Genomic DNA, 23,412 nt, shown 5'->3' with positions numbered 1-23,412 from the left:
GCGCGGGCCGTGGCGGGGAGCGGGAGCGACTGTGGGCGGTGGCCGAGGGCGTGGGCGGCGGAGGGCCCGCGACCGGCCGGGGCGGCTCCGGTGCGCCGCGGGGCGCTGCCTGGGGTTTCGGCCGGCGAGCGGTCGCCGTGCCGTGTTCGGTCGTGCCCGCAACAGTGTGGTTTCGGGCGTCGCGGCGAGATGTGTTCGACCACTGTCCGAATGCATCGTCTTAGCAGGCAAGTCAATTGACGATACGTCAGTGAAGTTGTTCTGCGTGGGACAGGATTGAACGGTTGTCTTGATCCGGACAGGTGGCGGGTGGCCGCGCCCCCGCCGGACGAGGCCGGATGCTCACTTGTCGGTCGATGACAGGCAGGGCAAGGTTCAACGCATGCAATTGCAGTGGCGGGTGTGGCGTTGGCGATTCAGCTGTGCGAACGAGGGGCGAGGTACTCGCTTGAAGCGGGCATCCCGGGCGTCGCGCGGCTGTTTGTCGTGTCCGCGCTCGCTGCCGGCACGCAGACGCGCCGTGGCCGAACGGAAGCGACGTAGTCCGGGCGGTCGGTAGCGGTTCCTGAAGTAGTTTTGTGAACATGAGGTGAGCGGGGCCGAGGTTGCACCGTGGGGCGCACGGTGCGGGACCGCGGACGGGGGCGTGCGGCACTGATCCCTCCGGCCGTGACAGACGGAGATCACGGGATCCACCCCGGCCCAGCCGCATCACCCTGCCCGGATCGCGAGCGACCTTCGTGTCGCCGGTTCAGGATGCGCCGAGACCGGTGAACCACCACCACTCGTCGGCGTGAACTTCCTGTTCTCCGGACGCTGCCGTCGGTAGCGCCTTGCCCGGAACGTCCGGGGCTCGGTGGGTGCGGCCGACGCTTGCCGCTTTCCCGGCGGAGGAGAAAAGTCGGCAGTGCGATGCCCCGGGGCTTCCCCCGGTTCTCTCCGGCGGTTGTCCTATTGAGACGAGGAGGGGCATTGGTTATGAGTGAGGTGGCGTTACCTTCGATCGACCATTTTTTCGAGGCGCCGGCGCTGGCCTACTTCTGCCGCGGGCTCTTCGGCTCCCTGCCGCGTTCGGACCAGCGGCGCTGGGCGGAGGTGTACGTGCGCGGGTTGGTGAGTGTACCGGGTCGCAAGTCGATTCGCCGAATCTCCGAGCTGGTGGTCGGCGCGGACGCCGTGCAGTCCCTCCAACAGTTCGTCAACCAGAGCCCGTGGGACTGGTCCCCGGTGCGGCGTGCGCTGGCCGAACAGGTGGAGGAGGCGCTGCGCCCGCGGGCCTGGGTGGTCCGGGAGGCGGTGTTCCCGAAGAACGGCGACGGCTCGGTGGCGGTGGCCCGCCAGTACGCGCCCTCCGCCGGACGGGTGCTCAACGCGCAGCGCGGACTGGCCGTGTTCCTGGCCGGCGACGAGGGGACCTGTCCGGTGGACTGGCGGCTGGTGATACCCCGCAGCTGGGATGCGGAGGACAAGCGCCGATCCCGGGCGAGAGTGCCGGGGGAGGCGCGGTTCAGACCCGACTGGCAGTACGTCCTGGAGATCTTCGACGAGATGATCGACGACTGGGGTCTGTCGGCGCCGCCGATCGTGGTGGACGTGGACAGCGAGCGCGAGGTCTACCCGCTGCTGCACGGCCTGGAGGAGCGCGGGCTGTCGTACGTCGCCCGGGTGCCGGGCTCGACGCCGGTGCTGCTGCAGGGTTCCCAGCAGCGCGCCCAGTCGGCCTCCCGGCCGCCGACGGTCGGCCAGCTGGCCGCCATGTCGGCCAAACGGGGCCGGACCACGCTCACCTGGCAGCAGGGGGCGGGTGCCGAACTCGCGCGGTGCCAGTTCGTGATGGCCACCGTTCCGGGCTTCTCCACGGTGGGGGAGATCCGGCACGGCCGGGCGTACACCCGCTCCCGGCACGTCCTGGCGCAGTGGCTGTCGGGGCAGACCAAGCCCAACGCGCTGTGGCTGACCAACCTGGGCTCGGCGGGCGTCGTCGAGCTGTCGGCCCTGCTGCGTGCGCGGCGTCGGGCCGAGGAGGACATGCGGGCGCTGGCCGAGTGCGGCCTGCGGCACTTCGAGGGCCGTTCGTACCCGGGGTGGCACCACCACGTCACGCTGGTGTCGGCGGCGCACGGCTACCGGTTGGTCCGCCGGCTGCAGGAGGAGTCGGCCGACGACTGGATGCGCCAGCACGCCTGAGGGGAAAGCAGGTTGGGGTCCGTGACGCCCTGGCGGGACGGGATCGCACGCAGCATCGCGGACTTCCGATAATAAGGACCCGACGGCAGCGAACCGTTGCCAGCCGTACGGTCCGGTTGGTCTCGTAGTAACCGGGCCTAGCAGGCCTTCCGCCCGCGGGGATCGTTCGCCCGCGTGGCCCGGCGAGTACGCCGAATCCATTGTCGAACCTACCCGGAAGGGGAGCAGAGGCATGCTCTTCTACGTCCAGATGAAGTGGAAGCACGAGGGGCGGATCACCCTCGACGAGCTCTGGGGCATCGAGGCCGAGGAGGCCGTGCACGCCCAGGAGACCGTCGACTCCGGCTTCTGCGTGGGCATTTGGAAGGTCGCCGCGCAGAAGCGGGTGATCGCGATCATCGACTCGCCCGACGCCGAGGAACTGGACCGCACCGCGCTCGGCCGGTTGCCCATGCGCGAGTACCTGGAGTTCGAGGAGGTCTGGCCGCTGCGCGACTACGTCGGGTTCGCCGACGACGTGATCAAGGGCTACCGGGTCTGAACCGCCACACCGATTCCGAAGGAGCAGAAATGATCCACCAGTTGATCTTCGCAGCCCCCAAGCCGGGGATGACCGAGCAGGAGTTCCAGCGCTACTGGCTGGAGGTCCACGCGGTGCAGTACGCCAGCAAGATCCCGCAGATCAGGAAGTACCTGATCGACACCCGGATCCCGACCGGTCCGAAGGACCTGGAGCCGCTGTGGAGCGGGGTCGCCGAGATCTGGCTGGAGAACGAGCAGGAGCAGCTCGCCTCGCTGCAGACCGAGGAGTTCCTGCAGGGCGCCCGACTGGACGAGCCGCGCTGGGCCGCGTTCTGGCGCACCGTCGTGCTCGACACCGACGCGCACGTGGTGGTGCCCGCCCCGGTGAACCGTGGCGGCGGCGTCAAGCTGATCCGCCTCGTCAAGCGCCGCGAGGGGCTGCCCCTGCGGGAGTTCCGCGAGCTCAGCCTGGGCAAGCACGCCGAGCTCGTGCGGCAGCTGCCCGGACTGCGGGGCTACCTCCAGGGGCACACCCGCGACGGCTTCTACGGCATCGGCGAGGCGGTGCTCGACGCCGCCTACCAGCTCTGGTTCGACGACGAGCGGGCGTTGGACGCGGCGCTGGCCTCGCCCCAGTTCGCACGGGCCGAGGAGGAGCTCCAGGCGATCATCGAGCCCCGCTACGACCACCGGCTGGTCACCCGTGAGCACTGGGTCATTGGCCCGGAGAGCCGCTGACCGGCTGAGGGCGGCCGGCCCGTCGCGCGGGGACGTGACGGGCCGGCCGCCCGGCCGGTCCGACGAGAGGAGGCGAGCATGAGCAGGATCGCCGTCGAGGACGTGTCCCCGATGGTCTCCCACGGCCGCTATCCGGCGCGGGCCGTGGTGGGTGAGCTGCTGCCGGTGCGGGCCACCGTGTGGCGCGAGGGGCACGAGGCGGTGGGCGCGACGCTGGTCTGGCGTGGACCCGGGGACCGCGCGCCGCGCAGCAGCCCGATGGCGTCGGAGGGAGCGGGCACCGACCGTTGGCTGGGCACCGTGGCCCCGGACCGCCCGGGGCTGTGGACCTTCCGCGTCGACGGCTGGGGCGACCCCTGGTCGAGCTGGCGCCACACCGTACTGGCCAAGGCCCAGGCCGGCCTGCGCGCCGCCGACCTGGCCCCCGACCTGGAGGACGGTGCCCGGCTGCTGGAGCGGGCCGCCCGGCGGGTGAGCGGCGGGTCCGACCGGGAACCGCTGCTGGCGGCCGCCGAACGGCTGCGTGACGCGAGCCTGTTGCCGGCCGAGCGGCTGCGCCCGGCGCTCGGGGAGGAGGTGGGCGCGATCCTCGCGGCCCGGCCGATCCGGGACTTCCTCTCCCGCGGTACCACCCTGCGGCTCTGGGTGGACCGGGAGCGGGCGTCCTTCGGCTCCTGGTACGAGTTCTTCCCGCGCTCCACCGGCGGGCCGGGCGCCCGGGGCGAGGTGCGGCACGGCACCTTCGCCACCGCCGTCGGCGAGCTGGAGCGGATCGCCCGGATGGGCTTCGACGTGGTCTACCTGCCGCCGATCCATCCGATCGGCAGGGTGAACCGCAAGGGCCGCAACAACACGGTCATCGCCGCGGAAGGCGATGTGGGCTCGCCGTGGGCGGTCGGCGCGGCCGAGGGCGGACACGACGCGGTCCACCCGGACCTGGGCACCGTCGAGGACTTCGACGCCTTCGTCGCCCGGGCCCACTCGCTCGGCCTGGAGGTCGCGTTGGACCTGGCGTTGCAGTGCGCCCCCGACCACCCGTGGGTCGCCGAGCACCCGGAGTGGTTCACCACCCGGCCGGACGGCAGCATCGCCTTCGCCGAGAACCCGCCCAAGCAGTACCAGGACATCTACCCGCTCAACTTCGACCACGACCCGGCCGGCCTGTACGCGGAGATCCTGCGGGTGGTGCTGTACTGGGCCGGGCACGGGGTGCGGATCTTCCGTGTCGACAACCCGCACACCAAGCCGCCCGCGTTCTGGCACTGGCTGATACAGCGGGTCAAGGCCGTCCACCCGGACGTGCTCTTCCTGGCCGAGGCGTTCACCCGCCCGGCCCGGCTCTACGGCCTGGCCCGGCTCGGCTTCACACAGTCCTACACGTACTTCACCTGGCGCACCAGCCGGGACGAACTGACCGCGTTCGGACGTGAGTTGCTCGATCACGTCGACGAAGCGCGGCCCAACCTGTTCGTCAACACCCCTGACATCCTGCCCGCGCACCTCCAGCACGGCGGCCCGGCCGCCTTCGCGCTGCGCGCCGCGCTGGCCGCCACGCTCTCCCCCACCTGGGGGGTGTACGCGGGCTTCGAGCTGTTCGAGGCCGAGGCGCTCGCCGAGGGGAGCGAGGACTACCTCGACTCCGAGAAGTACCAGCTGCGCTGGCGTGACCACGAAGCGGCGGTGGCCGAAGGACGATCGCTGGAACCGTGGCTGACCCGGCTCAACGAGATCCGCCGGGCGCACCCCGCGCTGCGGCAGCTGCGCACCCTGCGCTTCCACCCCACCGACAACGACCGCCTGATCGCCTACTCCAAGCAGGACCCCGCGACCGGGGACACCGTCCTGGTCGTGGTCAACCTGGACCCCCACACCACGCAGGAGGGAACCGTGCACTGGGACCTTGCGGCCCTCGGGTTGCCACCCGGCAGGCACTTCACCGTATCGGACGAGGTCGACGCCCGAACCTTCGACTGGAGCGAGCGCAGCTACGTCAAGCTCGACCCGCCCCAGGCGGTCGCGCACATCGTCTCGGTCGTGCGGTCATGAGCGCACCGGTGCGCACCGGCAGCGGCCCCTTCGGCCGGGCCCGGCCGGCCCCGGGCCAGCCGGAGTGGTTCAAGCGGGCCGTCTTCTACGAGGTGCTGGTCCGCGCGTTCAGTGACTCCGACGGTAACGGGACCGGCGACCTGCGCGGGCTGGCCGACCGCCTCGACTACCTCCAATGGCTGGGCGTGGACTGCCTGTGGCTGCCGCCGTTCTACCGCTCGCCGCTGCGCGACGGCGGGTACGACATCAGCGACTTCCGCGCCGTGCTGACGGAGTTCGGCACCGTCGAGGACTTCGTGCACCTGCTGGACGAGGCGCACAAGCGCGGCATCCGGGTGATCATCGACCTGGTGCTCAACCACACCAGCGACCAGCACCCGTGGTTCCAGGAGTCGCGCCGCGACCCGCGGGGCCCCTACGGGGACTACTACATGTGGGCCGACGACGACAAGCAGTACGCCGACGCCCGGATCATCTTCGTCGACACCGAGAGCAGCAACTGGACCTACGACCCGGTGCGCGGACAGTACTTCTGGCACCGGTTCTTCTCCCACCAGCCCGACCTCAACTACGACAACCCGCGGGTCCAGGAGGCGATGCTGGACATCATGCGGTTCTGGCTCGACCTGGGCGTGGACGGACTGCGACTGGACGCCGTGCCGTACCTGTTCGCCCGGGAGGGCACCAACTCCGAGAACCTGCCGGAGACCCACGACTTCCTCAAGCTCTGCCGCAAGGTCGTCGACGACGAGTACCGGGACCGGGTGCTGCTCGCCGAGGCCAACCAGTGGCCCGAGGAGGTGGTGGACTACTTCGGCGACTTCGCCTCCGGCGGCGACGAGTGCCACATGGCCTTCCACTTCCCGCTGATGCCACGGCTGTTCATGGCGGTGCGGCGCGAGTCCCGCTACCCGATCTCGGAGATCCTGGCCAGGACGCCGGCCATCCCCTCCGGCACCCAGTGGGGCATCTTCCTGCGCAACCACGACGAGCTGACCCTGGAGATGGTCACCGACGAGGAACGCGACTACATGTACGCGCAGTACGCCAAGGACCCCCGGATGCGCGCCAACGTGGGCATCCGCCGCCGGCTCGCCCCGCTGCTGGAGAACGACCGCAACCAGATCGAGCTGTTCACCGCCCTGCTGCTCTCCCTGCCCGGCTCGCCGGTGCTCTACTACGGGGACGAGATCGGCATGGGCGACAACATCTGGCTCGGCGACCGGGACGGCGTCCGGACACCCATGCAGTGGACCCCCGACCGCAACGCGGGCTTCTCCTCCGCCGACCCCGGCAAGCTCTACCTGCCGGTGATCACGGATCCGGCGTACGGGCACCAATCGGTCAACGTCGAGGCGCAGCAGGGCTCTCCGGCCAGCCTGCTGAACCGGACCCGGGACATCCTGCGCATCCGGGCCGCCCATCCGGCCTTCGGGCTCGGCACCTTCACCGAGTTCGACAACGAGAATCCGGCGGTGCTCAGCTATCTGCGCGAGCACGGGGACGACACGGTGCTCTGTGTCTTCAACCTCTCCGCGAAGCCGCAGCCGGTCGAGCTGGACCTCTCCGCCTACCGCGGCCGCGAACTGGTCGAACTCGGCGGCGGGGTGCGCTTCGCCACCCTCACCGGCGCCCCGCAGTACCTCACCCTGCCCGGCCACGGCTTCTTCTGGTTCGGCCTGACCGCCCCGTCGCGGGACCGGTCGTGACCGGCCTGGCCGAGGCGCTCGCGCCCTGGCTGCCGACCCAGCGCTGGTTCGCCGGCAAGGGCCTCCGGATGGAGCGGGTCGAGCTGGTGCGCAGCGTCGAGGTGACCGGGTCGGGGAGCACCGCGGGTCCGCGGCTGCTGCTGGCGGTGGCCGCGGTGCGGTTCGCGAACGCCACCGGAGCCGCCCAGGTGCACCGGTACCAGGTGCCGCTGGGGCTGCGGCGCGGCGCCCTGCCGCCCGAGCTGGCCCCCGACCTGATCGTCGCCCGCAACGGCACCTCGGTCTACGACGCCACCGGGGACCGGGAGTTGATGAACGCGATGCTGGGTCTGGTGGCGGCCGGACGGGAGCTTCCGGGGGTTCGGTTCAGTGCCGAACGGCCGGATCCGCTCGCCCTGCCGCCCGGCGGACTGCCGGTGCGCCGGGTCGAGGCCGAGCAGTCCAACACCTCCGTGGTGTTCGGCGAGCGGTACATCCTCAAGCTGTTCCGCCGGCTCTCCGCCGGTACCAACCCGGACCTCGAGGTGCACCGCCGGCTCGGTGCCAGGGACGACCCGCACGTGGCGACGCTGCTCGGCTCGGTCGACGGGGAGAGCGGTGCGGGCCGGGCCACGCTCGCCCTGGTGCAGTCCTTCGTGCCCGGCGCCGTGGACGGTTGGCGGCTGGCCACCGAGGCGGTCCGTGCCGACCCGGGCGGCTCCCCGGAGCTGGACGACGAACTCGCCCGGCTCGGCGGCGCGGTCGCGGCCGTGCACACCTCCCTCGCCGAGTCCTTCGGCACCGCCGCCCTCACCCGCCCGCGCCTCACGGAGCTGCGCGAGACCCTGCTGGGCCGACTGGACGACGCGCTTGGGCAGGCACCCGTCCTCGCCCCGCACGCCCCGGCCCTGCGCCGGTTGTACCACGGCCTCAAGGTGCCGGCCGCGGGGGAGCGCATCCAGCGGGTGCACGGCGATCTGCACCTCGGCCAGGTACTCCGCGGGCCGGGCGGCTGGCTGCTGATCGACTTCGAGGGCGAGCCCGCCGCCCCGATCGAACAGCGGGTGACCTGGCGCTCGCCGCTCCAGGACCTGGCCGGCCTGCTGCGCTCGCTGGACTACGCGGCGGCCCAGGCCGTCCGTACCGGCGGCGTGGACCCGGCCGAGGCCGGCCGCTGGGCGGACGCCGCCAAGGCCGCCCTTCGGCGCGGCTACGGCGACGTCGCCGAGGCCAGGCGCCCGCTGCTGCGGGCCTACGAGCTGGACAAGGCGGTGTACGAGACCGTCTACGAGGCGCGGAACCGACCGGACTGGGCCGAGGTCCCGCTGGGCGCGATCCGGGACTTCGCCGCCCGCGCGCGCTGACCCCGAGGCGCGCCCAAGACCGACCGCCGGACAGGCCCCAGGGTGGCGACGGCTCTCGCCCGGACGCACATCCCTCGCCGCGCCTAGCGCCGCTGCGCTCTCCCCACGAAGTACGGACCCGGTTCTCGCCCCGTTCCTCGCCCCGCGCTCCTTGTCGCCGGGCGGTCCGAACCCGCGCGCCGTGGCAGCCGGCCGGGCGTGCCGACCCCGAAGAGGTGCCGATCATGGACGCACACCCGACCGACGCCTGCCCGCCCACCGCCGAGGAGGTGCACCGGCTGCTGTCCGGGGAGGTCCTCGACCCGCACGCGCTGCTCGGCCCGCACCCGTGCGGTGACGACTCCCTGGTGGTCCGCGCGCTGCGTCCGGAGGCGGCGGCCGTCGATGTGCTGCTCGCCGACGGCCGCCGCCTTCCACTGGCCCGGGTGCACCCGGCGGGCCTGTACTCCGGCCGGGTGCCGGGGACGGACCGGCGCTACCGGCTCGTGGTGCACGGCCCGGGCGGCAGCCGGACCGTCGACGACGGATACCGGATGCCGCCCACCCTCGGCGAGCTCGACCTTCACCTGATCGGGGAGGGCCGCCACCGCCGCCTCTGGGAGGTGCTCGGCGCTCAGCCGGGTACCGTCGACGGCGTACCCGGCACCGCCTTCGCGGTGTGGGCACCGGGCGCCCGGGGCGTCCAGCTGAGCGGGGACTTCAACGACTGGGACGGCCGGGCCCACCCACTGCGCAGGCTCGGCGGCAGCGGCGTCTGGGAGTTGTTCGTCCCCCAGGTGCGGCCCGGCGAGCGCTACCGCTTCGAGGTGCTGGGCGCCGACGGCCGGTGGCGGGCCAAGGCGGACCCGATGGCCCGGGCCACCGAGCGCCCGCCGGCCAACGCCTCGGTGGTGCACCGCTCGACGTACCGGTGGGGCGACGCCGAGTGGCTGGCCCGCCGGGCCGGTGCGGACCACCGCCGCGCCCCGCTGAGCGTGTACGAGGTGCACCTCGGCTCCTGGCGACCCGAGCTCACCGGATACGCCGAGATTGCCGACGAACTCGCTTCCTACGTAACGAAGTTGGGCTTCTCTCATGTGCAGCTGATGCCGGTGGCCGAACACCCCTACACCGGCTCCTGGGGCTACCAGGTCACCTCGTACTTCGCCCCCACCGCCCGCTTCGGCGACCCGGACGGGCTCCGCCGGCTGGTCGACCGGCTGCACCAGGCCGGTGTCGGCGTCCTGCTGGACTTCGTGCCCGCGCACTTCCCGCGCGACGACTGGGCACTCGGCCGGTTCGACGGCACCGCGCTGTACGAGCATCCCGACCCGCGCCGCGGCGAGCACCCCGACTGGGGCACCCTGATCTTCGACTTCGGCCGTCCCCAGGTGCGCAACTTCCTGATCGCGGCCGCGCTCTACTGGCTGGAGGAGTTCCACGCCGACGGACTGCGGGTGGACGCGGTGTCCTCGATGCTCTACCTCGACTACTCGCGGGCCGACGGCCAGTGGCTGCCCAACGTCCACGGCGGCCGGGAGAACCTGGAGGCCGTCCGACTGCTGCGCGAACTCAACGACACCGTCCACGAGTCGTACCCGGGCGTACTGGTCGTCGCGGAGGAGTCGACCGCCTGGCCGGGCGTCACCGCACCCGGCGGGCTGGGCTTCGACCTGAAGTGGAACCTCGGCTGGATGCACGACACCCTCGACTACCTCGGCCGCGACCCGGTGCACCGGGCCGGCGCGCACGGGCGGCTCACCCTGCCGCTGCACTACGCCTGGGACGAACGCTTCCTGCTGCCGCTCTCGCACGACGAGGTGGTGCACGGAAAGGGCTCGCTCTGGCAGCGGATGCCCGGCGACCCGCCCCGCAAAGCGGCCGGGGTACGTGCCCTGCTGGCCCACATGTGGGCCCACCCTGGCAAGCAACTACTGTTCATGGGGGGTGAGTTCGGCCAGCCGGCCGAGTGGGACGCGAACGGTGCGCCGGCCTGGGAGCTGACCCGCGAGGAGCCGCACCGCGGCATCCAGCGCCTGGTGGCCCGGCTCAACCGGCTGCACCGGCGGCTGCCGGCCCTGCACCGGCTGGACGACACCCCGGCGGGTTTCGAGTGGATCGCCGGAGATGACGAGAACGGCAGTGTGCTGGCCTTCCTGCGGCTTGCCGACGACGACCCGGCCGTTCTGGCCTGTGTGGCCAACTTCTCCGGTGTCGAACACCGCGGCTACCGGATCGGCCTGCCGAACCCCGGCGGCTGGACGGTCGTGCTGGCCACCGACGACCGGGCGTACGGCGGCGCGGGTCGCGTCGAGGGCGCCCGGCTGCGTGCCCGTCCCGAGCCCTGGCACGGCCGCCCGGCCAGCCTGGAACTCGACCTGCCCGCGCTCTCGGTGACCTGGCTGCTGCACCGTTGAGCAGGCCCGGCCGTGGCCCCGTTCTGCGCGGCGGAAAATTCGGGCGTACTTCGGCGACTTGCTCAAGTACTGCCCGGAGGAACCGATTTCCTTGTCCTATCCGACCTCGAACGGTTGACTGTTCATCGGCGGGACACCGGCGGGAAAGCCGTGGAATTTCGAGAATCCCACCCATCCCCATTCCGGTGTCCCGGGCCCATGGACCTCCGAAGGAGCAGGAATTGTCCAGGAAAATTCTCATCGTGCTCTCCGAATACGGCTATTGGGGGGAGGAGCTGCTCGGCCCGCTGGTCGCCTTCGACAAGCGCGGCTACACCAGCGTCTTCGCCACGCCGACCGGAAAGCGGCCGGTGGCGCTGCCGCCGAGCCTCGACCCCGGCTACGTCGACCCGCCGCTCGGCCGTTCGGTGACCACCCCCGAGGTGGCCGTCGCCGCCCGCGAGCTGGACGAGTCCGACCGGCTGGCGAACCCGCTCAGCCTGGCCGATTGGATCCCCGAGCGGCCCTACGAGAGCGAGCCCAACCCGCTGCGGCTGATGGAGTCCTACTACCGCGAACTCGGTTCGCTGGACGCCGACATCGAGCAGTACGACGCGCTGGTCATCGTCGGTGGCAGCGGCCCGATCGTGGACCTGGCCAACAACGGCCGGCTGCACGAGCTGATCCTCGCCTTCGTCCGGGCCGACAAGCCCGTGCTCGGCGAGTGCTACGGCGTCGCCGCTCTGGCTTTCGCCCGCGACTGGGACGACCGGGCCAGCATCATCTGGGGCAAGCACGTCACCGGCCACTGCAAGGAGTACGACTACAAGGACGGCACCGGCTTCGTCGGCGTCGAGTTCAACATGGGCCCGCCGCCGTACCCGCTGGAGTACATCCTGCGCGACGCCACCGGCCCTGACGGCCGGTTCCACGGCAACGTCGGCAAGGAGACCTCGGTGATCGTGGACTACCCGTTCATCACCGCGCGCTCCACGCCCGACTCCTTCCCGGCCGGCGAGAAGCTGGTCGAGATGCTGGAGTCCGGCCTGCGCCGCTACGGCTGGTAGCAGCCACGACCGGCCGGCGACAGGGAACGCGCGTCCGGGCCGGAGCCATCGGCGCGCGGCGCCGCGGGCCCTGTCGCCGGTCGGTCCGAAACCAGATGACGATGTGGAGGAAACAGCGATGAGCGGACGGCCGGGCAAGGCCGCGATCTTCGAACAGTTCGCGGCGGACGGCATCACCAAGATGTTCGGCAATCCGGGCACCGTGGAGCAGGGCTTCCTGGACGTACTGGGCGAACTGCCCGACTTCCAGTACGTTCTGGCACTTCAGGAGGCAGTGGCGGTCGGGATCGCCGACGGCTACGCCCGGGCGAGCGCCTCTCCGGCGCTGGTCCAACTCCACACCGGTGTCGGGCTCGGCAACGGGGTCGGAATGCTCTACCAGGCCAAGCGGGGCCACTCGCCGCTCGTGGTGATCGCCGGCGACGCCGGGGTGCGCTACGACGCGATGGACTCGCAGATGGCGGTCGACCTGGTGGAGATGGCCAGGCCGGTGACCAAGTACGCGACCCGGGTCACCCACCCGGAGTCGGTGCTGCGGGTGCTGCGCCGCGCGGTGAAGATCGCGATGACCCCGCCGCGCGGCCCGGTGTTCGTGGCTCTGCCGATGGACGTCCTGGACGCGGACACCAGCGAGCCGGCCGTGCCCAGCACCCTGCCCAGCCGGGCGGTACTGCCGGTTCCCGCCGAGCTGGAGCGGGCCGCGCGTGCCCTGCGCGCGGCCCGGAACCCCCTGATCCTGATGGGCGACGGTGTCTCGGTGAGCGGCGCACAGGCCGAACTCGCGGCCGTGGCCGAGCTGTTGCACGCCCCGGTGTGGGGCGTGGACAACTCCGAACTGAACATGGACACCACCCACCCGCTCTACCGCGGGCAGCTGGGGCACATGTTCGGCGAGGTCAGCAAGAAGGTCGTCGCGGACGCGGACGCCGTGCTGATCGTCGGCACCTACGTCTTCCCGGAGGTCTTCCCCGAGCTGGCCGATCCGTTCCGGCCGGACGCCACCATCGTCCACATCGACCTGGACGACTGGGAGATGGCCAAGAACTTCCCGGTGCACATACCGCTGCTGGCCGACCCGAAGCCGACCCTGGGCGCGATCGCCGAGCGGCTGGTCGCAGCCGGCGCCGTCTCCCGGGTCGCGCCGACCCGTTGGACCAGGCCCCCGGTGGACGCCGCCAGCCCGATGATCGAGCGGTTCGCCGCCGAGCTGGCCGACCGCGCGGGCGAGGGCCTGGTGCTCTTCGACGAGGCGCTCACCGCCTCGCCCGGCCTGCTCAAGCACCTGGCGCCGACCCGCCCGGGCGACTACTTCCTCACCCGCGGTGGCTCGCTCGGCATCGGAATCCCCGGGGCGATCGGCGCCAAGCTGGCCCGGCCCGACGCGCAGGTGGTCGGCTTCACCGGCGACGGCGGCAGCATGTACACCATCCAGGGGTTGTGGACCGCCGTCCGCTACGGCATCGGCGCCAAGTTCGTGATCTGCAACAACCACCGCTACGAGCTGCTCGACCTCAACATCGAGCAGTACTGGGGCGAACGGGGCATCCCCTCGCACCGGCACCCCGACGGCTTCGACCTCGGCCGGCCCGACATCGGCTTCGCCGAGCTGGCCCGCAGCCTGGGCGTCGAGGCGGTGCGGGTGAGCAAGCCCGAGGAGGTCGAACCGGCCGTCCGCCGGATGCTCGCCCACGACGGCCCCTTCCTGGTCGACCTGGTCACGGCGTAGGGGGCGGCGGACATGCAACCACAGACCCTTCCCCTGGGCAGCGGCCGACTGGACGGACGAACCGTCGCGATCCTGCTGGAGAGCGACTACGTCGAACCCGAAGTGGCCTACTACCGGCGCAGGTTCGCCGAGGAGGGCGCCACCGTCGAGTTCCTCACCCGGCTCTGGGGCCAGCCGAGCCTGACCTTCACCGGCCACGAGTACCACATCCCGTTCACCGTGGACGGTGACCTGGAGAGCGTGGACGACGAGCGGCTGCGCCGCTACGACGCGCTGATCGTGCCGTCCGGGATGGTCTCCGACCGGCTGCGCTACGCGGAGAAGGCCGGTGACCTCGCCCCCGCCGTGCAACTGCTGCGCCGGGCCTTCGAGGAGCCCGGCGTGCTCAAGGGGATCATCTGCCACGGCATGTGGCTGGTCTCGCCGATCCCCGAGGTGGTCCGCGACCGCGCGGTGACCTGCCACCACAACCTGATCAGCGACGTGCGCAACATGGGCGCCCGCTACACCGACCAGGACGTGGTGGTCAGCGGGGACCTGGTCACCGGCCGCAGCGCCGACCACGCGCACCTGTTCGCCCGCACCATCATCGACCTGCTCGCCGCCCGGGGGGCCGGACGCGACCTGCGCTGGTGGCGTTCGACCGTCACGGCCACGAAGGGGGTCGGCCATGTCCGCTGACTACCGCCCGGACTTCACCTTCTCCGACCTGGTGGCCGGCTACGTCACCCGGCACGACCCGGCGCGCGGGGTGGCCGAGCTGTCCACCAGCGACGGCCGCCGGATCGAGATCGGCTACACCAACGCCGCCGCCGAGTTCCTGCGCAACCTGGGCGAACCCCACGCGGACGCCGGCGGGCAGCTTGCCGCGCTGCTCGTCCCCGGGCAGCACCTGTTCGCCCACGGCGTCTTCTACCCGTCCCGGGGCGGCTACGAGTTCGACGCCACCCGGATCGTGCTCACCGGACCGGCCGCCGGCCGCTACTCCTTCGAGGAGGGCGGCTGGTGGCCCCGCCAGCTGGGCGAGCTGGCCCGGTTCTACCGCAACGCCCAGTTCGGTGACGGTCCGCTGCCGGACTTCGCCGACTACCGGACGCAGCTCCGGCTGAGCGGGGAGAAGAGCGACCACCACGTCCAGGAGACCGACACCGTCTCCCGCCTGGTGTACGGCATGGCCTCCGCCTACCACCTCAGCGGCGACGAGGACTTCCTCACCGTCGCGGAGCGCGGCACAGAGTACCTGCGCGAGCACATGAGGTTCATCGACCGGGACAACGACGTCGTGTACTGGTACCACGGCATCGACGTGCGGGACGGGGTCGAGACCAAGCTGTTCACCTCGGAGTTCAGCGACGACTACGAGGCGATCCCGGCGTACGAGCAGATCTACGCGCTGGTCGGCCCGACCCAGGTGTACCGGATCACCAAGGACCCGCGGATCGCCGCCGACGTCGACGGCACCCTGCGGCTGTTCCAGAAGTTCTTCCGGGACGAGGAGCGCGGCGGCTACTACTCGCACATCGACCCGATCCACCTCAGCCCGCACCATGAGTCGCTGCGCCACAACCGCTCGCGGAAGAACTGGAACTCGATCGGCGACCACGCCCCGGCCTACCTGGTCAACCTGTTCCTCGCCAGCGGCTCGAAGGAGCACGCCGATCTGCTGGAGGAGACCTTCGACCTGATCGTCCGGCACTTCCCCGACCCGGCGAACCCGTTCGTCAACGAGCGGTTCCACGGCGACTGGACCCCGGACACCAGCTGGGGCTGGCAGCAGGACCGTGCGGTGGTCGGGCACAACCTGAAGATCGCCTGGAACCTGATGCGCATGCAGGCCATCCGGCCCAAGGTCGCCTACCGCCACCTGGCGCTGCGTCTCGGGCGGAGCATGCCCAGGTTCGGCGGCGACCCGCAGCGGCACGGCTGGTACGACGTGCTGGAACGCACCCAGGGCGCGGGGGACAGCCCGCACCGCTTCACCTGGCACGACCGCAAGGCCTGGTGGCAGCAGGAGCAGGCGATCCTTGCGTACCAGATCCTGGCCGGCCACACCGGCGAGGAGGAGTTCCTGCGTCAGGCCCGGGAGTCCAGCGCCTTCTACAACACCTTCTTCCTCGACCACCAGGAGGGCGGGGTCTACTTCAACGTCCTGGCCGACGGCCTGCCCTACCTGCTGGGCACCGAGCGCACCAAGGCCAACCACGCGATGAGCCTCTACCACAAGGCCGAACTCGCCTACCTGGCCACGGTCTACCAGCGGCTGCTGCTCAGCCGCGAACCGCTGGAGCTGTGGTTCCGGCCGCGCGCCGACGCGGAGCGGACGCTGAGGGTCTCCCCGGACCTGCTGGTGCCGGGCACCGCTCGGCTGGCCCAGGTGGAGATCGAGGGCAGCCCCTGGCGGGACTTCGACCCACAGACCATGACCGTGGCACTGCCGGAGAGCACGACCGACGTGACCGTGCGGGTGCGGCTGGAGCCCACCACGCCCGGCACGGACCACTGAGCGGAGGGCGAGATGCACGTCGAGAAGTACATGCGGGGGGCGGTCACCGTCCTCGTGCTCAAGGGGGAACTGGACAGCGTCACGGCGGCCGAGGCGCACACCGGTCTGATGGACCTGCTGCCGGTCGGCGGCCGGGTGCTGCTCGACCTCAGCGAGGTGTCCTACATCTCCAGCGCGGGCCTGCGGGTTCTGCTGCTGGTCTACCGGGAGGCCCGGCACAAGGACGTCCCGCTGGCCCTGGCCGGGGTGCCGGCGGAGGCGCGCGTGGTGATGTCGGCGACCGGCTTCCTGGACGCCTTCGTGGTCGCCGACACCGTGGCCGAGGGTGTGGAGGCGCTGGGCCGGTGAGCATCGAGCCACTGACCGCGGCGTCACCGACCGCCGGGGCCGGCCTCACGGTCGGCCCCGGCCGTCCGCTGCCCTACGGCGCGAGGCGGGTGCCCGGCGGGATCAGCTTCTCCGTACCGTCCAACGGGGCCGGCGCGGTGACCCTGGTGCTGTTCCGGCCGGGCGCCGAACTCCCTTTCGCCGAGCTACCGTTCCCCGAGCGCTACCGGGTCGGCGGGGTGTACGCGATGACCGTCCTGGGCCTGGACCCGGACGCCGTCGAGTACGGTTACCGCGCCGCCGGGCCGGCCGGCGCGGCCGGGGCCGGCCGGTTCGACCCCACCAGGATCCTCGCCGACCCGTACGCCCGCGCGCTAGGGGGACGCGAGGAGTGGGGCACCCCGAACCGGCAGGGGCGGCTCTACCCCTACCGCGCCCAGGTGCCCGACACGGCCTTCGACTGGGAGGACGACCGTCCGCCCCGCCTGGCACCGGCCGACCTGGTGGTCTACGAGGCACACGTGCGCGGCTTCACCCGCCACCCCTCGTCCGGCGTCCGCGCCCCCGGCACCTTCGCCGGGCTCACCGAGAAGATCCCCTACCTCAGGGAGCTGGGCGTCAACTGCCTGGAACTGCTGCCGGTCTTCGAGTTCGACGAGAGCGACAACGTCCGCAGCGACCCGCGGGCCGGGCGCCCGCTCTACAACTACTGGGGCTACAGCACGGTCGGGTTCTTCGCGCCCAAGGCCTCCTACGCGAGCGGCGAGGCGGTCCGCGAGCTGAAGGAACTGGTCAAGCAGCTCCACCGGTCCGGTATCGAGCTCGTGCTGGACGTGGTGTTCAACCACACCGCGGAGGGCGACGAGCGCGGCCCCACGATCTCCTTCCGAGGCCTCGACGACAGCGCGTACTACATGCTCACCCCCGAGGGCGGGTACCGGAACCTGAGCGGCACGGGCAACACCTTCAACGCCAACGACCCGCTCGCCCGCGCCTTCGTGCTCGACTGCCTCCGGTACTGGGTGACCGAGTACCACGTCGACGGGTTCCGCTTCGATCTCGCCTCCGTCCTGGTCCGCGCTCCGGACGGGACCCCACTGGAGAACCCGCCGCTGCTGGAGGCCATCGCGGCCGATCCGGTGCTGCGGGACACCAAGCTGATCGCCGAGGCCTGGGACGCGGCCGGCCTCTACCAGGTGGGCAGCTTCCCCGACCAGCGCGGGCGGTGGGCCGAGTGGAACGGCCGCTACCGCGACACCGTGCGCCGCTTCCTCAAGGGCGACGAGGGCGCGGCCGGCGAACTGGCCGACCGGATGCTCGGCTCGCCCGACCTCTACCCGCGGCGCGGACCGCTCGCGTCGGTCAACTTCGTCACCGCGCACGACGGCTTCACCCTGCACGACCTGGTGTCGTACAACGAGAAGCACAACGAGGCCAACGGCGAGGGCAACCGGGACGGCGAGAGCGTCAACCACTCCTGGAACTGCGGGCGCGAGGGGCCGACCGACGACCCCGAAGTGCTCGCGCTGCGCTCCCGGCAGGTGCGCAACGCGCTGTTGCTGCTGCTCACCGGGCACGGCGTGCCGATGCTCAGCGCCGGGGACGAATCAGGCCGCACCCTGCACGGCAACAACAACGCCTACTGCCACGACGAACTCTCCTGGATCGACTGGGAGTCGGCCGAGCGCAACGCGGAGCTGACGCGTTTCGTCCGGCAGCTGATCGCCTTCCGCCGGGCCCATCCCGCCCTGCGGCGCGCCCGGCACGCCACCTCGGTGGAGGCCACCCGGGACGGGGTCCGTCCCGGCGAGCCAGACCGCTCCGAGGGGAACCGGCTGCTGGCGCTGACACTGCGCGAGGGCACGGACGTCGTCCACCTCGCGGCCAACGCCCACTGGGAGCCGGTGGAACTCCGGCTCCCCGAGCCACCCGAGGGGTCGCGCTGGGCCCGGTTCGCCGACACCTCGGCCGCCGCACCGTACGACGTGTGCGTGCCGGGGGAGGAGCAGCCGCTCGCCGACCAGCGGCGGATCACCGTCGGCCCGCGTTCCGCGGGACTGCTGGTCGCCATCCCCGTCACCGACGGCCCCGCCACCGACGGCCCCGTCACCGATCTTCCCGCCACCGACCTTCCCACCACCGACCGACAGTGAGGTCCACCATGAGCATCGACGCGCGGATCACCGTCCGCCAGGGCATCGCCACCGTCACCCTCGGCGGCCAGGCCGATGCGGCCTCGGTCGACCGGATCGACCGGCTGCTGGTCGACGTCGTCGAGCAACGCCCGCGCCAACTTGTGCTCGACGTCAGTGAGTTGAGCTACCTCTCGTCGGCCGGGCTACGCTGCCTGGTGCGCGTGCACCAGCAGCTCGGCCGTGACGTCGAGATCGTCCTGCTGAACCCTTCCGAGGAGGTCGCCGAGACGGTACGGCTGACGGGCTTCGACCACAGCCTCACGGTGCAGCACCGTCGCGCCGGATGAGCACCGCCGCCCTGCGTCTGGAGGGCCGCCGGTGCTACTCGCGGGAGGTCGCGGCCTTCGTGGCGGAACTCGCCGGTCGGGCCGGCCTCTCCCGCGGCCAGACCTACCGGCTGCGGCTGGCCGCCGACGAGCTGACCACCAACGCGGTCGTGCACGGCTACCGGGGCGGCGCGGGGGCGATCGAGCTGGCGGGCTGCGTGGCCGAGGAGTGGGTCCGGCTGCTGATCGATGACGAGGCGGCCCCGTTCGACCCGAGCGGCCACGACCCGGCCCCGCGTCTGGCCGCGGGGCCGGCCGCCGGACCGGTCGGCGGCTACGGCCTGCTGCTGGTCCGGCACAGCGTGGACGATTTCGCGTACGAGTACGTCGACGGTCGCAACCGCTGCACGCTGACCGTGCGGCGGTAGCCCGGTGCGCCGCAACACCGCCCTCGTCGTCGCCGAGGCCGTCCGGCCGACCCGCGACCTCGACGCCGCGCTGGCCGACGGCGGCTTCGAGGTCCGTCACGCGGACCCGGCCGAGCTGCTGGCCCGGCCGCTGCCCCCGTCCGAGGCCGACGCCGACCTGGTCCTGGTGTCGGCCTCGCTCGGGCTGCGACGGGTCGCCCTGCTGAGCCGCCGGCTCGCCCCGCTCGCCGGGCACGGCACCGTGCTGGTCTTCCCGCAGGGCGACCTGTCGGCGCTGGAGGAGTGTGTCCGCGGCGGCTTCGACTACGTCATCCCGCCGTACCTGCCGAGCCTGCTGCGCAGCCGGCTGTACTCCTCCGCCGAGCGGGGGCAACTGATCGGCGTGGTCGAGGCGATGGCCGCCGAGGCGAGCCTGCTCGGGTACGAGCGCGAGCTGAGCATCGCACGCGAGATCCAGGCCGGCTTCCTGCCCGAGCGCCTGCCGGCCCCGCCGGGCTGGGAGTTCCCGTTCCGGTTCCGCCCGGCCCGGCACGTGTCCGGGGACTTCTACGACGGGTTCGAGATGCCGGACGGCCGCAGCCTCGGCTTCGTGCTGGCCGACGTCTGCGACAAGGGCGTCAGCGCGGCGCTGTTCATGGCGCTGATCCGCACCCTGCTGCGGCACACCGCCGAGGACGCCCCGCCCAAGGCGGCACACCCGTCGGGTGCCGGTGCGCCGCCGGCGCTGTCGCCGGGAGCCGGGCCGTTGGTCCGGGCGGTGGTCAACACCAACCGCTACCTCGCCCGGCACCATCTCCGGCAGGGCTACTTCGCCACGCTCTTCTTCGGCGTCCTCGACCCGGCGAACGGCTCACTGCTGTTCATCAACGCCGGACACAACCCGCCGGTGCTGCTGCGGGCGGACGGCGGCCGAAGCTTGCTGCGGCCCACCGGACCCGCGGTCGGGATGATGGCGGACAGCGCCTACTCGCTCGGCACCGTCGTCCTGGCCCCCGAGGACCAGCTCTTCCTGTACACCGACGGAGTGCCGGACGCGCGCTCGGCCGAACGCGAGCAGTTCGGAATGCGGCGGCTCTTCGAGGTGCTCGACCGCCCGGCCGCCAGCGGCCACGTCCTGCTGGACGGCGTGGAGCGGGCCTTGAACCGCCACGTGGGTACCGCCGACCAGTTCGACGACATCACCATGCTGGCCCTGCGCCGGGGGGCACTGCCACACGGGTGAGCCCGTCGCCCGGTGGTCAGGGCGGCGCGGCGGCTCGGCACGCGGCTGCCCGCTCCTACTCCTACCGGCATCCGCGCCGTCCGTGTACCGAGGTGCCGCTCCCGCTTCCGTGCCCGCCGCCCGGCGACCGCCCCACGCGCCGGTGCCCCGGCCCGTGGGGGGCCGGGGCACCAGCGTGTGCCGGGCGGCTACCGTACGCCTGGCCGCTCGGGGCGGCCGGCAGTCGGAGCGGGGGTGTTGAGTACGGAGAGCAGGGCCACCGCGGCGTCCCAGTCCCGGCCCTCGGCTGCCGCGTGGAACTCGGCGGAGAGCGTCATGGCCTCGCTGATCCGGCCGGCGAGCAGCGCCGCGTCGATCATTGACGCGGTCAACAGAGGCTCCAGCCAGGGAAGTTCGGCTCGCACCTGGCCGGCGGCGATGACCGCCCGGCGGAGGTCGAAGACGGCCTGTGCCGGGCGCTCGGTGCCCAACGCGACCGCGGCCAGGGCGGCCCGCGCGAAGAGCGTGGTCTGCGGGTCGTCGTCCGCCTGGAAACCGTCGAGCGTCCAGGCCGCGCCGTGAAGGTCGCCGGTGACCGCCTGGAGCCAGGCCCGGTACGCGGCCGCGCGCGGTGCCGACAGGGTTCCGTCCTCGACGGCCGAGGCCAGTGCCTCGCCCGCCCGTCCGGTCTGCCGGAGACCGAGTGCCAGCAGTAGCGCCCGGGTCAGCACCAGTCGCTGTCCGGTGCGGCCCTGCCACGCCCCGTCGGCCAGGCCGTCCAGGAACGCCAGGCCCTCGTCGGCGCGGCCCGCAACCAGCAGCAGGAACGCCCGTACCGGCGCCGCCGCGTCGGTGAGCCCGGCCGCGAGGGCGAGCCGGGTCAGCTCGGCGGCCCGGTCCAGCGCGAGGCCTTGCCAGGCCCGGTCGAGCGCCGCGGTGAGCTGTCGTTCGCCCTCCTCGCTCAACCTGCCGCGCAGATCCGGCAGTTCGCCCGGTCGCCACGGTCCGCCGGGGTCCGCGGAGTCGTCCCGGTCCCGGGTGGCCGCTCCCGTGTGCAGCGCGGCGAGCAGCTCGGCCAGCAGGGCGGGGCGGCCCGCCGTCGCGGCGTGCAGGGCGGCCGCCGTCGCCGGGCGCATCGGGGTGCCGGCCGGTCCGCGCAGCATGGCGCCCACCTCCGCTTCGGACAGCGGGCCGAGCCGGACCAGGCGCAGGCCCGGCTCGTAGCGCAGGCAGTCGAGGTTGTCCGCGACGCCGGCCGGAGCGCTGGCCAGGATCACCGCGTTGTACTCCCGGTGCAGGTCGCGCAGGGTGCGAACGACGGCGGGGGCGGCCAGGTGGGCGTCGTCGAGCACCAGTACCGGCCGGCGTCCGGCCGCCCGTGCCCGGGCCGTGGCGGCCACCACCGCGGCCCGGCCCGGCCCCGCCGCCGGCCCCGTCACCGGCGCCACGGCGACCACCGCGTCGCGCGCGCCGTCCGTGAGCTCCAGGGCCCGGTGCAGCAGCGCGCTGCGTCCGGAGCCCGGTTCGCCGGTGACGATGACCGGACCGGGGGCCGCTTCACCCAGCGCCGTGGCGATGGTCGTGAGCTGCTCAGTTCGTCCTGTGAACCGACTGGCTGTGAACCGACTGGCTGTGAACCGACTGGACACTTTCCCGTCCTCTCATCGGATCGTCGTTCGGCCGGGGGTCGAACGCCGCGGGCAGCACCGGTCGATGCTGCCTGCGGCGTTCTCCGCTCATCGGCCACGATCCAGCTCCGGGCACGGCCGGACACCGCCGCCGCGCGCCCGCGTCCGGGACTGATCATTCAGACCCGTGATCGACCATACGGTCGCGTCCGGGCGGTCGCCAGAAGATCGGGCAGGGCTCGAAGGTAGCTCGTTAAGTGTTCACGCAGGCGCAGGCGCCCAGGGCCTCCACGAAGTCGCGCACCGAGGTGCGGTGGTCGTCGGTGCGCCAGGCGACCGCGAGCAGGCTCAGGGCGAGGCCGGTGACGGGCACCGAGCGGATTCCCGGCCGGCGGTAGATCGCGGCGTTGCCGGCCGCCATCAGCGTGATCCCGCTGCCCTCCTCGATGGCCGCCAGGGTCTCCTCGGCGTTGGCGACCACCGCGCCGATCCTCGGCAGCCGCTCGTCCCGGCTCTCCAGGGCGAGCCAGTAGTCGCGCAGTGGACCGGCGTTGGCGGGCAGGGCCAGGAACGGCTCGTCCAGCAGCTCCTCGAAGGCCACCTCGGTGCGATCGGCCAGCGGATGGTCCTCGCGCAGCACCACGTGCCGGGGCTCGCTGGCCACCGGCCGTATGGCGAAGGCGTCCTGATTGGGTATCGGCAGCCAGACCAGCGACACGTCCACCTCGGAGTCGGCGAGTCCGGCGGTCGGATCCTCCCAGTTGATCTGCCGCAGCTGGAGGCGCCAGTTCGGCCGCCGCTCGGTGAATCGCTCGCGGACGCGCTGGAGCAGGCCCCGGCCGACGCTGGTGGAGAGGCCGACGACGAGAACCGCCCCCTTGTTGGCCATCGCGTCGCTCACCGTGCGCTGCGCCTCGTCCCACAGCCGCAACAGCTCGCGGGCGCCGGGCAGCAGCGCCTCGCCGGCCGCGGTGAGGGTGACCACGCGTCGGTCCCGGTGGAAGAGCTGCGTGCGCAACTGCTCCTCCAGGCGCCGGATCTGCTTGCTGAGACCGGGCTGGGAGATGAAGAGCCGCTCGGACGCGCGGGTGAAGTTCAGCTCCTCGGCCGTCGTGACGAAGTATCTGAGGTCCCTCAAATGTGCGTCCATA

The 23,412-nt window shown here is 72.2% G+C and carries 18 protein-coding genes; 16 read left to right on the top strand and 2 right to left on the bottom strand.

Features of this window, described 5'->3' with window-relative positions; all coding sequences use genetic code 11:
* The first annotated feature begins 978 nt into the window (after positions 1-978).
* The 16 genes from ABZ449_RS34195 (at position 979) to ABZ449_RS34120 (ending at position 20,654) form a co-directional block, all read left to right on the top strand.
* Positions 979-2,187 carry an IS701 family transposase gene (locus tag ABZ449_RS34195; protein ID WP_360353899.1) on the top strand — a complete coding sequence of 403 codons (1,209 nt, stop codon included), beginning with the start codon at positions 979-981 and terminating at the stop codon, positions 2,185-2,187.
* Positions 2,188-2,419: 232 nt separating this feature from the next.
* Positions 2,420-2,728: a muconolactone Delta-isomerase family protein gene (locus ABZ449_RS34190; protein WP_360353897.1), complete on the top strand. Its 309-nt coding sequence runs from the start codon at positions 2,420-2,422 to the stop codon at positions 2,726-2,728.
* A 29-nt stretch (positions 2,729-2,757) separates the two neighbouring features.
* A complete protein-coding gene (locus tag ABZ449_RS34185) occupies positions 2,758-3,447 on the top strand; it encodes an EthD family reductase (RefSeq protein WP_360353895.1) in 690 nt (229 codons plus the stop codon).
* 78 nt (positions 3,448-3,525) lie between these two features.
* The gene (locus ABZ449_RS34180) at positions 3,526-5,493 is read left to right on the top strand and encodes a maltotransferase domain-containing protein (protein WP_360353893.1); all 1,968 of its coding nucleotides are present in this window, start codon (positions 3,526-3,528) and stop codon (positions 5,491-5,493) included.
* Positions 5,490-7,202, top strand: coding sequence for a maltose alpha-D-glucosyltransferase (treS, locus tag ABZ449_RS34175; protein WP_360353891.1), 1,713 nt, complete (start codon positions 5,490-5,492; stop codon positions 7,200-7,202). Before ABZ449_RS34180 ends, treS begins: the two co-directional genes overlap by 4 nt.
* Positions 7,199-8,545 carry a hypothetical protein gene (locus tag ABZ449_RS34170; RefSeq protein WP_360353889.1) on the top strand — a complete coding sequence of 449 codons (1,347 nt, stop codon included), beginning with the start codon at positions 7,199-7,201 and terminating at the stop codon, positions 8,543-8,545. The genes treS and ABZ449_RS34170 overlap by 4 nt, the downstream gene beginning before the upstream one ends.
* Positions 8,546-8,769: 224 nt before the next feature.
* Positions 8,770-10,941, top strand: a complete 2,172-nt coding sequence (glgB, locus tag ABZ449_RS34165) for a 1,4-alpha-glucan branching protein GlgB (protein WP_360353887.1) — start codon at positions 8,770-8,772, stop codon at positions 10,939-10,941.
* A gap of 221 nt (positions 10,942-11,162) precedes the next feature.
* Positions 11,163-11,987 (top strand): type 1 glutamine amidotransferase domain-containing protein, encoded by an 825-nt coding sequence (locus ABZ449_RS34160; protein ID WP_360353885.1) that lies wholly within the window; start codon positions 11,163-11,165, stop codon positions 11,985-11,987.
* Between the two features lie 118 nt (positions 11,988-12,105).
* A complete protein-coding gene (locus ABZ449_RS34155; protein WP_360353883.1) occupies positions 12,106-13,713 on the top strand; it encodes a thiamine pyrophosphate-binding protein in 1,608 nt (535 codons plus the stop codon).
* Positions 13,714-13,725: 12 nt separating this feature from the next.
* Entirely contained in the window at positions 13,726-14,394 is a 669-nt protein-coding gene (locus tag ABZ449_RS34150) for a DJ-1/PfpI family protein (protein WP_360353881.1), read from the top strand.
* Positions 14,384-16,216 carry an AGE family epimerase/isomerase gene (locus ABZ449_RS34145; protein ID WP_360353880.1) on the top strand — a complete coding sequence of 611 codons (1,833 nt, stop codon included), beginning with the start codon at positions 14,384-14,386 and terminating at the stop codon, positions 16,214-16,216. Before ABZ449_RS34150 ends, ABZ449_RS34145 begins: the two co-directional genes overlap by 11 nt.
* A gap of 12 nt (positions 16,217-16,228) precedes the next feature.
* A complete protein-coding gene (locus ABZ449_RS34140) occupies positions 16,229-16,564 on the top strand; it encodes an STAS domain-containing protein (protein ID WP_360353878.1) in 336 nt (111 codons plus the stop codon).
* Positions 16,561-18,696, top strand: a complete 2,136-nt coding sequence (locus tag ABZ449_RS34135) for an alpha-amylase family glycosyl hydrolase (protein WP_360353876.1) — start codon at positions 16,561-16,563, stop codon at positions 18,694-18,696. The genes ABZ449_RS34140 and ABZ449_RS34135 overlap by 4 nt, the downstream gene beginning before the upstream one ends.
* Before the next feature lie 8 nt (positions 18,697-18,704).
* Entirely contained in the window at positions 18,705-19,025 is a 321-nt protein-coding gene (locus ABZ449_RS34130) for an STAS domain-containing protein (protein WP_360353874.1), read from the top strand.
* Positions 19,022-19,432: an ATP-binding protein gene (locus ABZ449_RS34125; protein WP_360353872.1), complete on the top strand. Its 411-nt coding sequence runs from the start codon at positions 19,022-19,024 to the stop codon at positions 19,430-19,432. Before ABZ449_RS34130 ends, ABZ449_RS34125 begins: the two co-directional genes overlap by 4 nt.
* A 4-nt stretch (positions 19,433-19,436) precedes the next feature.
* A complete protein-coding gene (locus tag ABZ449_RS34120) occupies positions 19,437-20,654 on the top strand; it encodes a PP2C family protein-serine/threonine phosphatase (protein ID WP_360353870.1) in 1,218 nt (405 codons plus the stop codon).
* 188 nt (positions 20,655-20,842) lie between these two features.
* Here the strand turns inward: ABZ449_RS34120 and ABZ449_RS34115 are convergent, their stop codons facing one another.
* On the bottom strand, positions 20,843-22,282 hold the full coding sequence (locus ABZ449_RS34115; protein ID WP_360353868.1) for a hypothetical protein: 1,440 nt from the start codon (positions 22,280-22,282) through the stop codon (positions 20,843-20,845).
* Positions 22,283-22,514: 232 nt separating this feature from the next.
* Positions 22,515-23,399 (bottom strand): LysR family transcriptional regulator, encoded by an 885-nt coding sequence (locus ABZ449_RS34110; protein ID WP_360353866.1) that lies wholly within the window; start codon positions 23,397-23,399, stop codon positions 22,515-22,517.
* Between the last annotated feature and the right edge of the window lie 13 nt (positions 23,400-23,412).

It is taken from the genome of Kitasatospora sp. NPDC005856, assembly GCF_040629945.1.
Classification (GTDB): domain Bacteria; phylum Actinomycetota; class Actinomycetes; order Streptomycetales; family Streptomycetaceae; genus Kitasatospora.
The sequence above is the reverse complement of the archived record's forward strand: the minus strand, read 5'-3'. Positions and strand labels throughout refer to the sequence as shown.

Excerpts from the sequence above, each read along its gene's own strand:
- ABZ449_RS34195 (WP_360353899.1), top strand. The coding sequence starts at position 979 with ATGAGTGAGGTGGCGTTACCTTCGATCGACCATTTTTTCGAGGCGCCG.
- ABZ449_RS34190 (WP_360353897.1), top strand. The coding sequence starts at position 2,420 with ATGCTCTTCTACGTCCAGATGAAGTGGAAGCACGAGGGGCGGATCACC.
- ABZ449_RS34185 (WP_360353895.1), top strand. The coding sequence starts at position 2,758 with ATGATCCACCAGTTGATCTTCGCAGCCCCCAAGCCGGGGATGACCGAG.
- ABZ449_RS34180 (WP_360353893.1), top strand. The coding sequence starts at position 3,526 with ATGAGCAGGATCGCCGTCGAGGACGTGTCCCCGATGGTCTCCCACGGC.
- treS (WP_360353891.1), top strand. The coding sequence starts at position 5,490 with ATGAGCGCACCGGTGCGCACCGGCAGCGGCCCCTTCGGCCGGGCCCGG.
- glgB (WP_360353887.1), top strand. The coding sequence starts at position 8,770 with ATGGACGCACACCCGACCGACGCCTGCCCGCCCACCGCCGAGGAGGTG.
- ABZ449_RS34155 (WP_360353883.1), top strand. The coding sequence starts at position 12,106 with ATGAGCGGACGGCCGGGCAAGGCCGCGATCTTCGAACAGTTCGCGGCG.
- ABZ449_RS34150 (WP_360353881.1), top strand. The coding sequence starts at position 13,726 with ATGCAACCACAGACCCTTCCCCTGGGCAGCGGCCGACTGGACGGACGA.
- ABZ449_RS34145 (WP_360353880.1), top strand. The coding sequence starts at position 14,384 with ATGTCCGCTGACTACCGCCCGGACTTCACCTTCTCCGACCTGGTGGCC.
- ABZ449_RS34140 (WP_360353878.1), top strand. The coding sequence starts at position 16,229 with ATGCACGTCGAGAAGTACATGCGGGGGGCGGTCACCGTCCTCGTGCTC.
- ABZ449_RS34130 (WP_360353874.1), top strand. The coding sequence starts at position 18,705 with ATGAGCATCGACGCGCGGATCACCGTCCGCCAGGGCATCGCCACCGTC.
- ABZ449_RS34125 (WP_360353872.1), top strand. The coding sequence starts at position 19,022 with ATGAGCACCGCCGCCCTGCGTCTGGAGGGCCGCCGGTGCTACTCGCGG.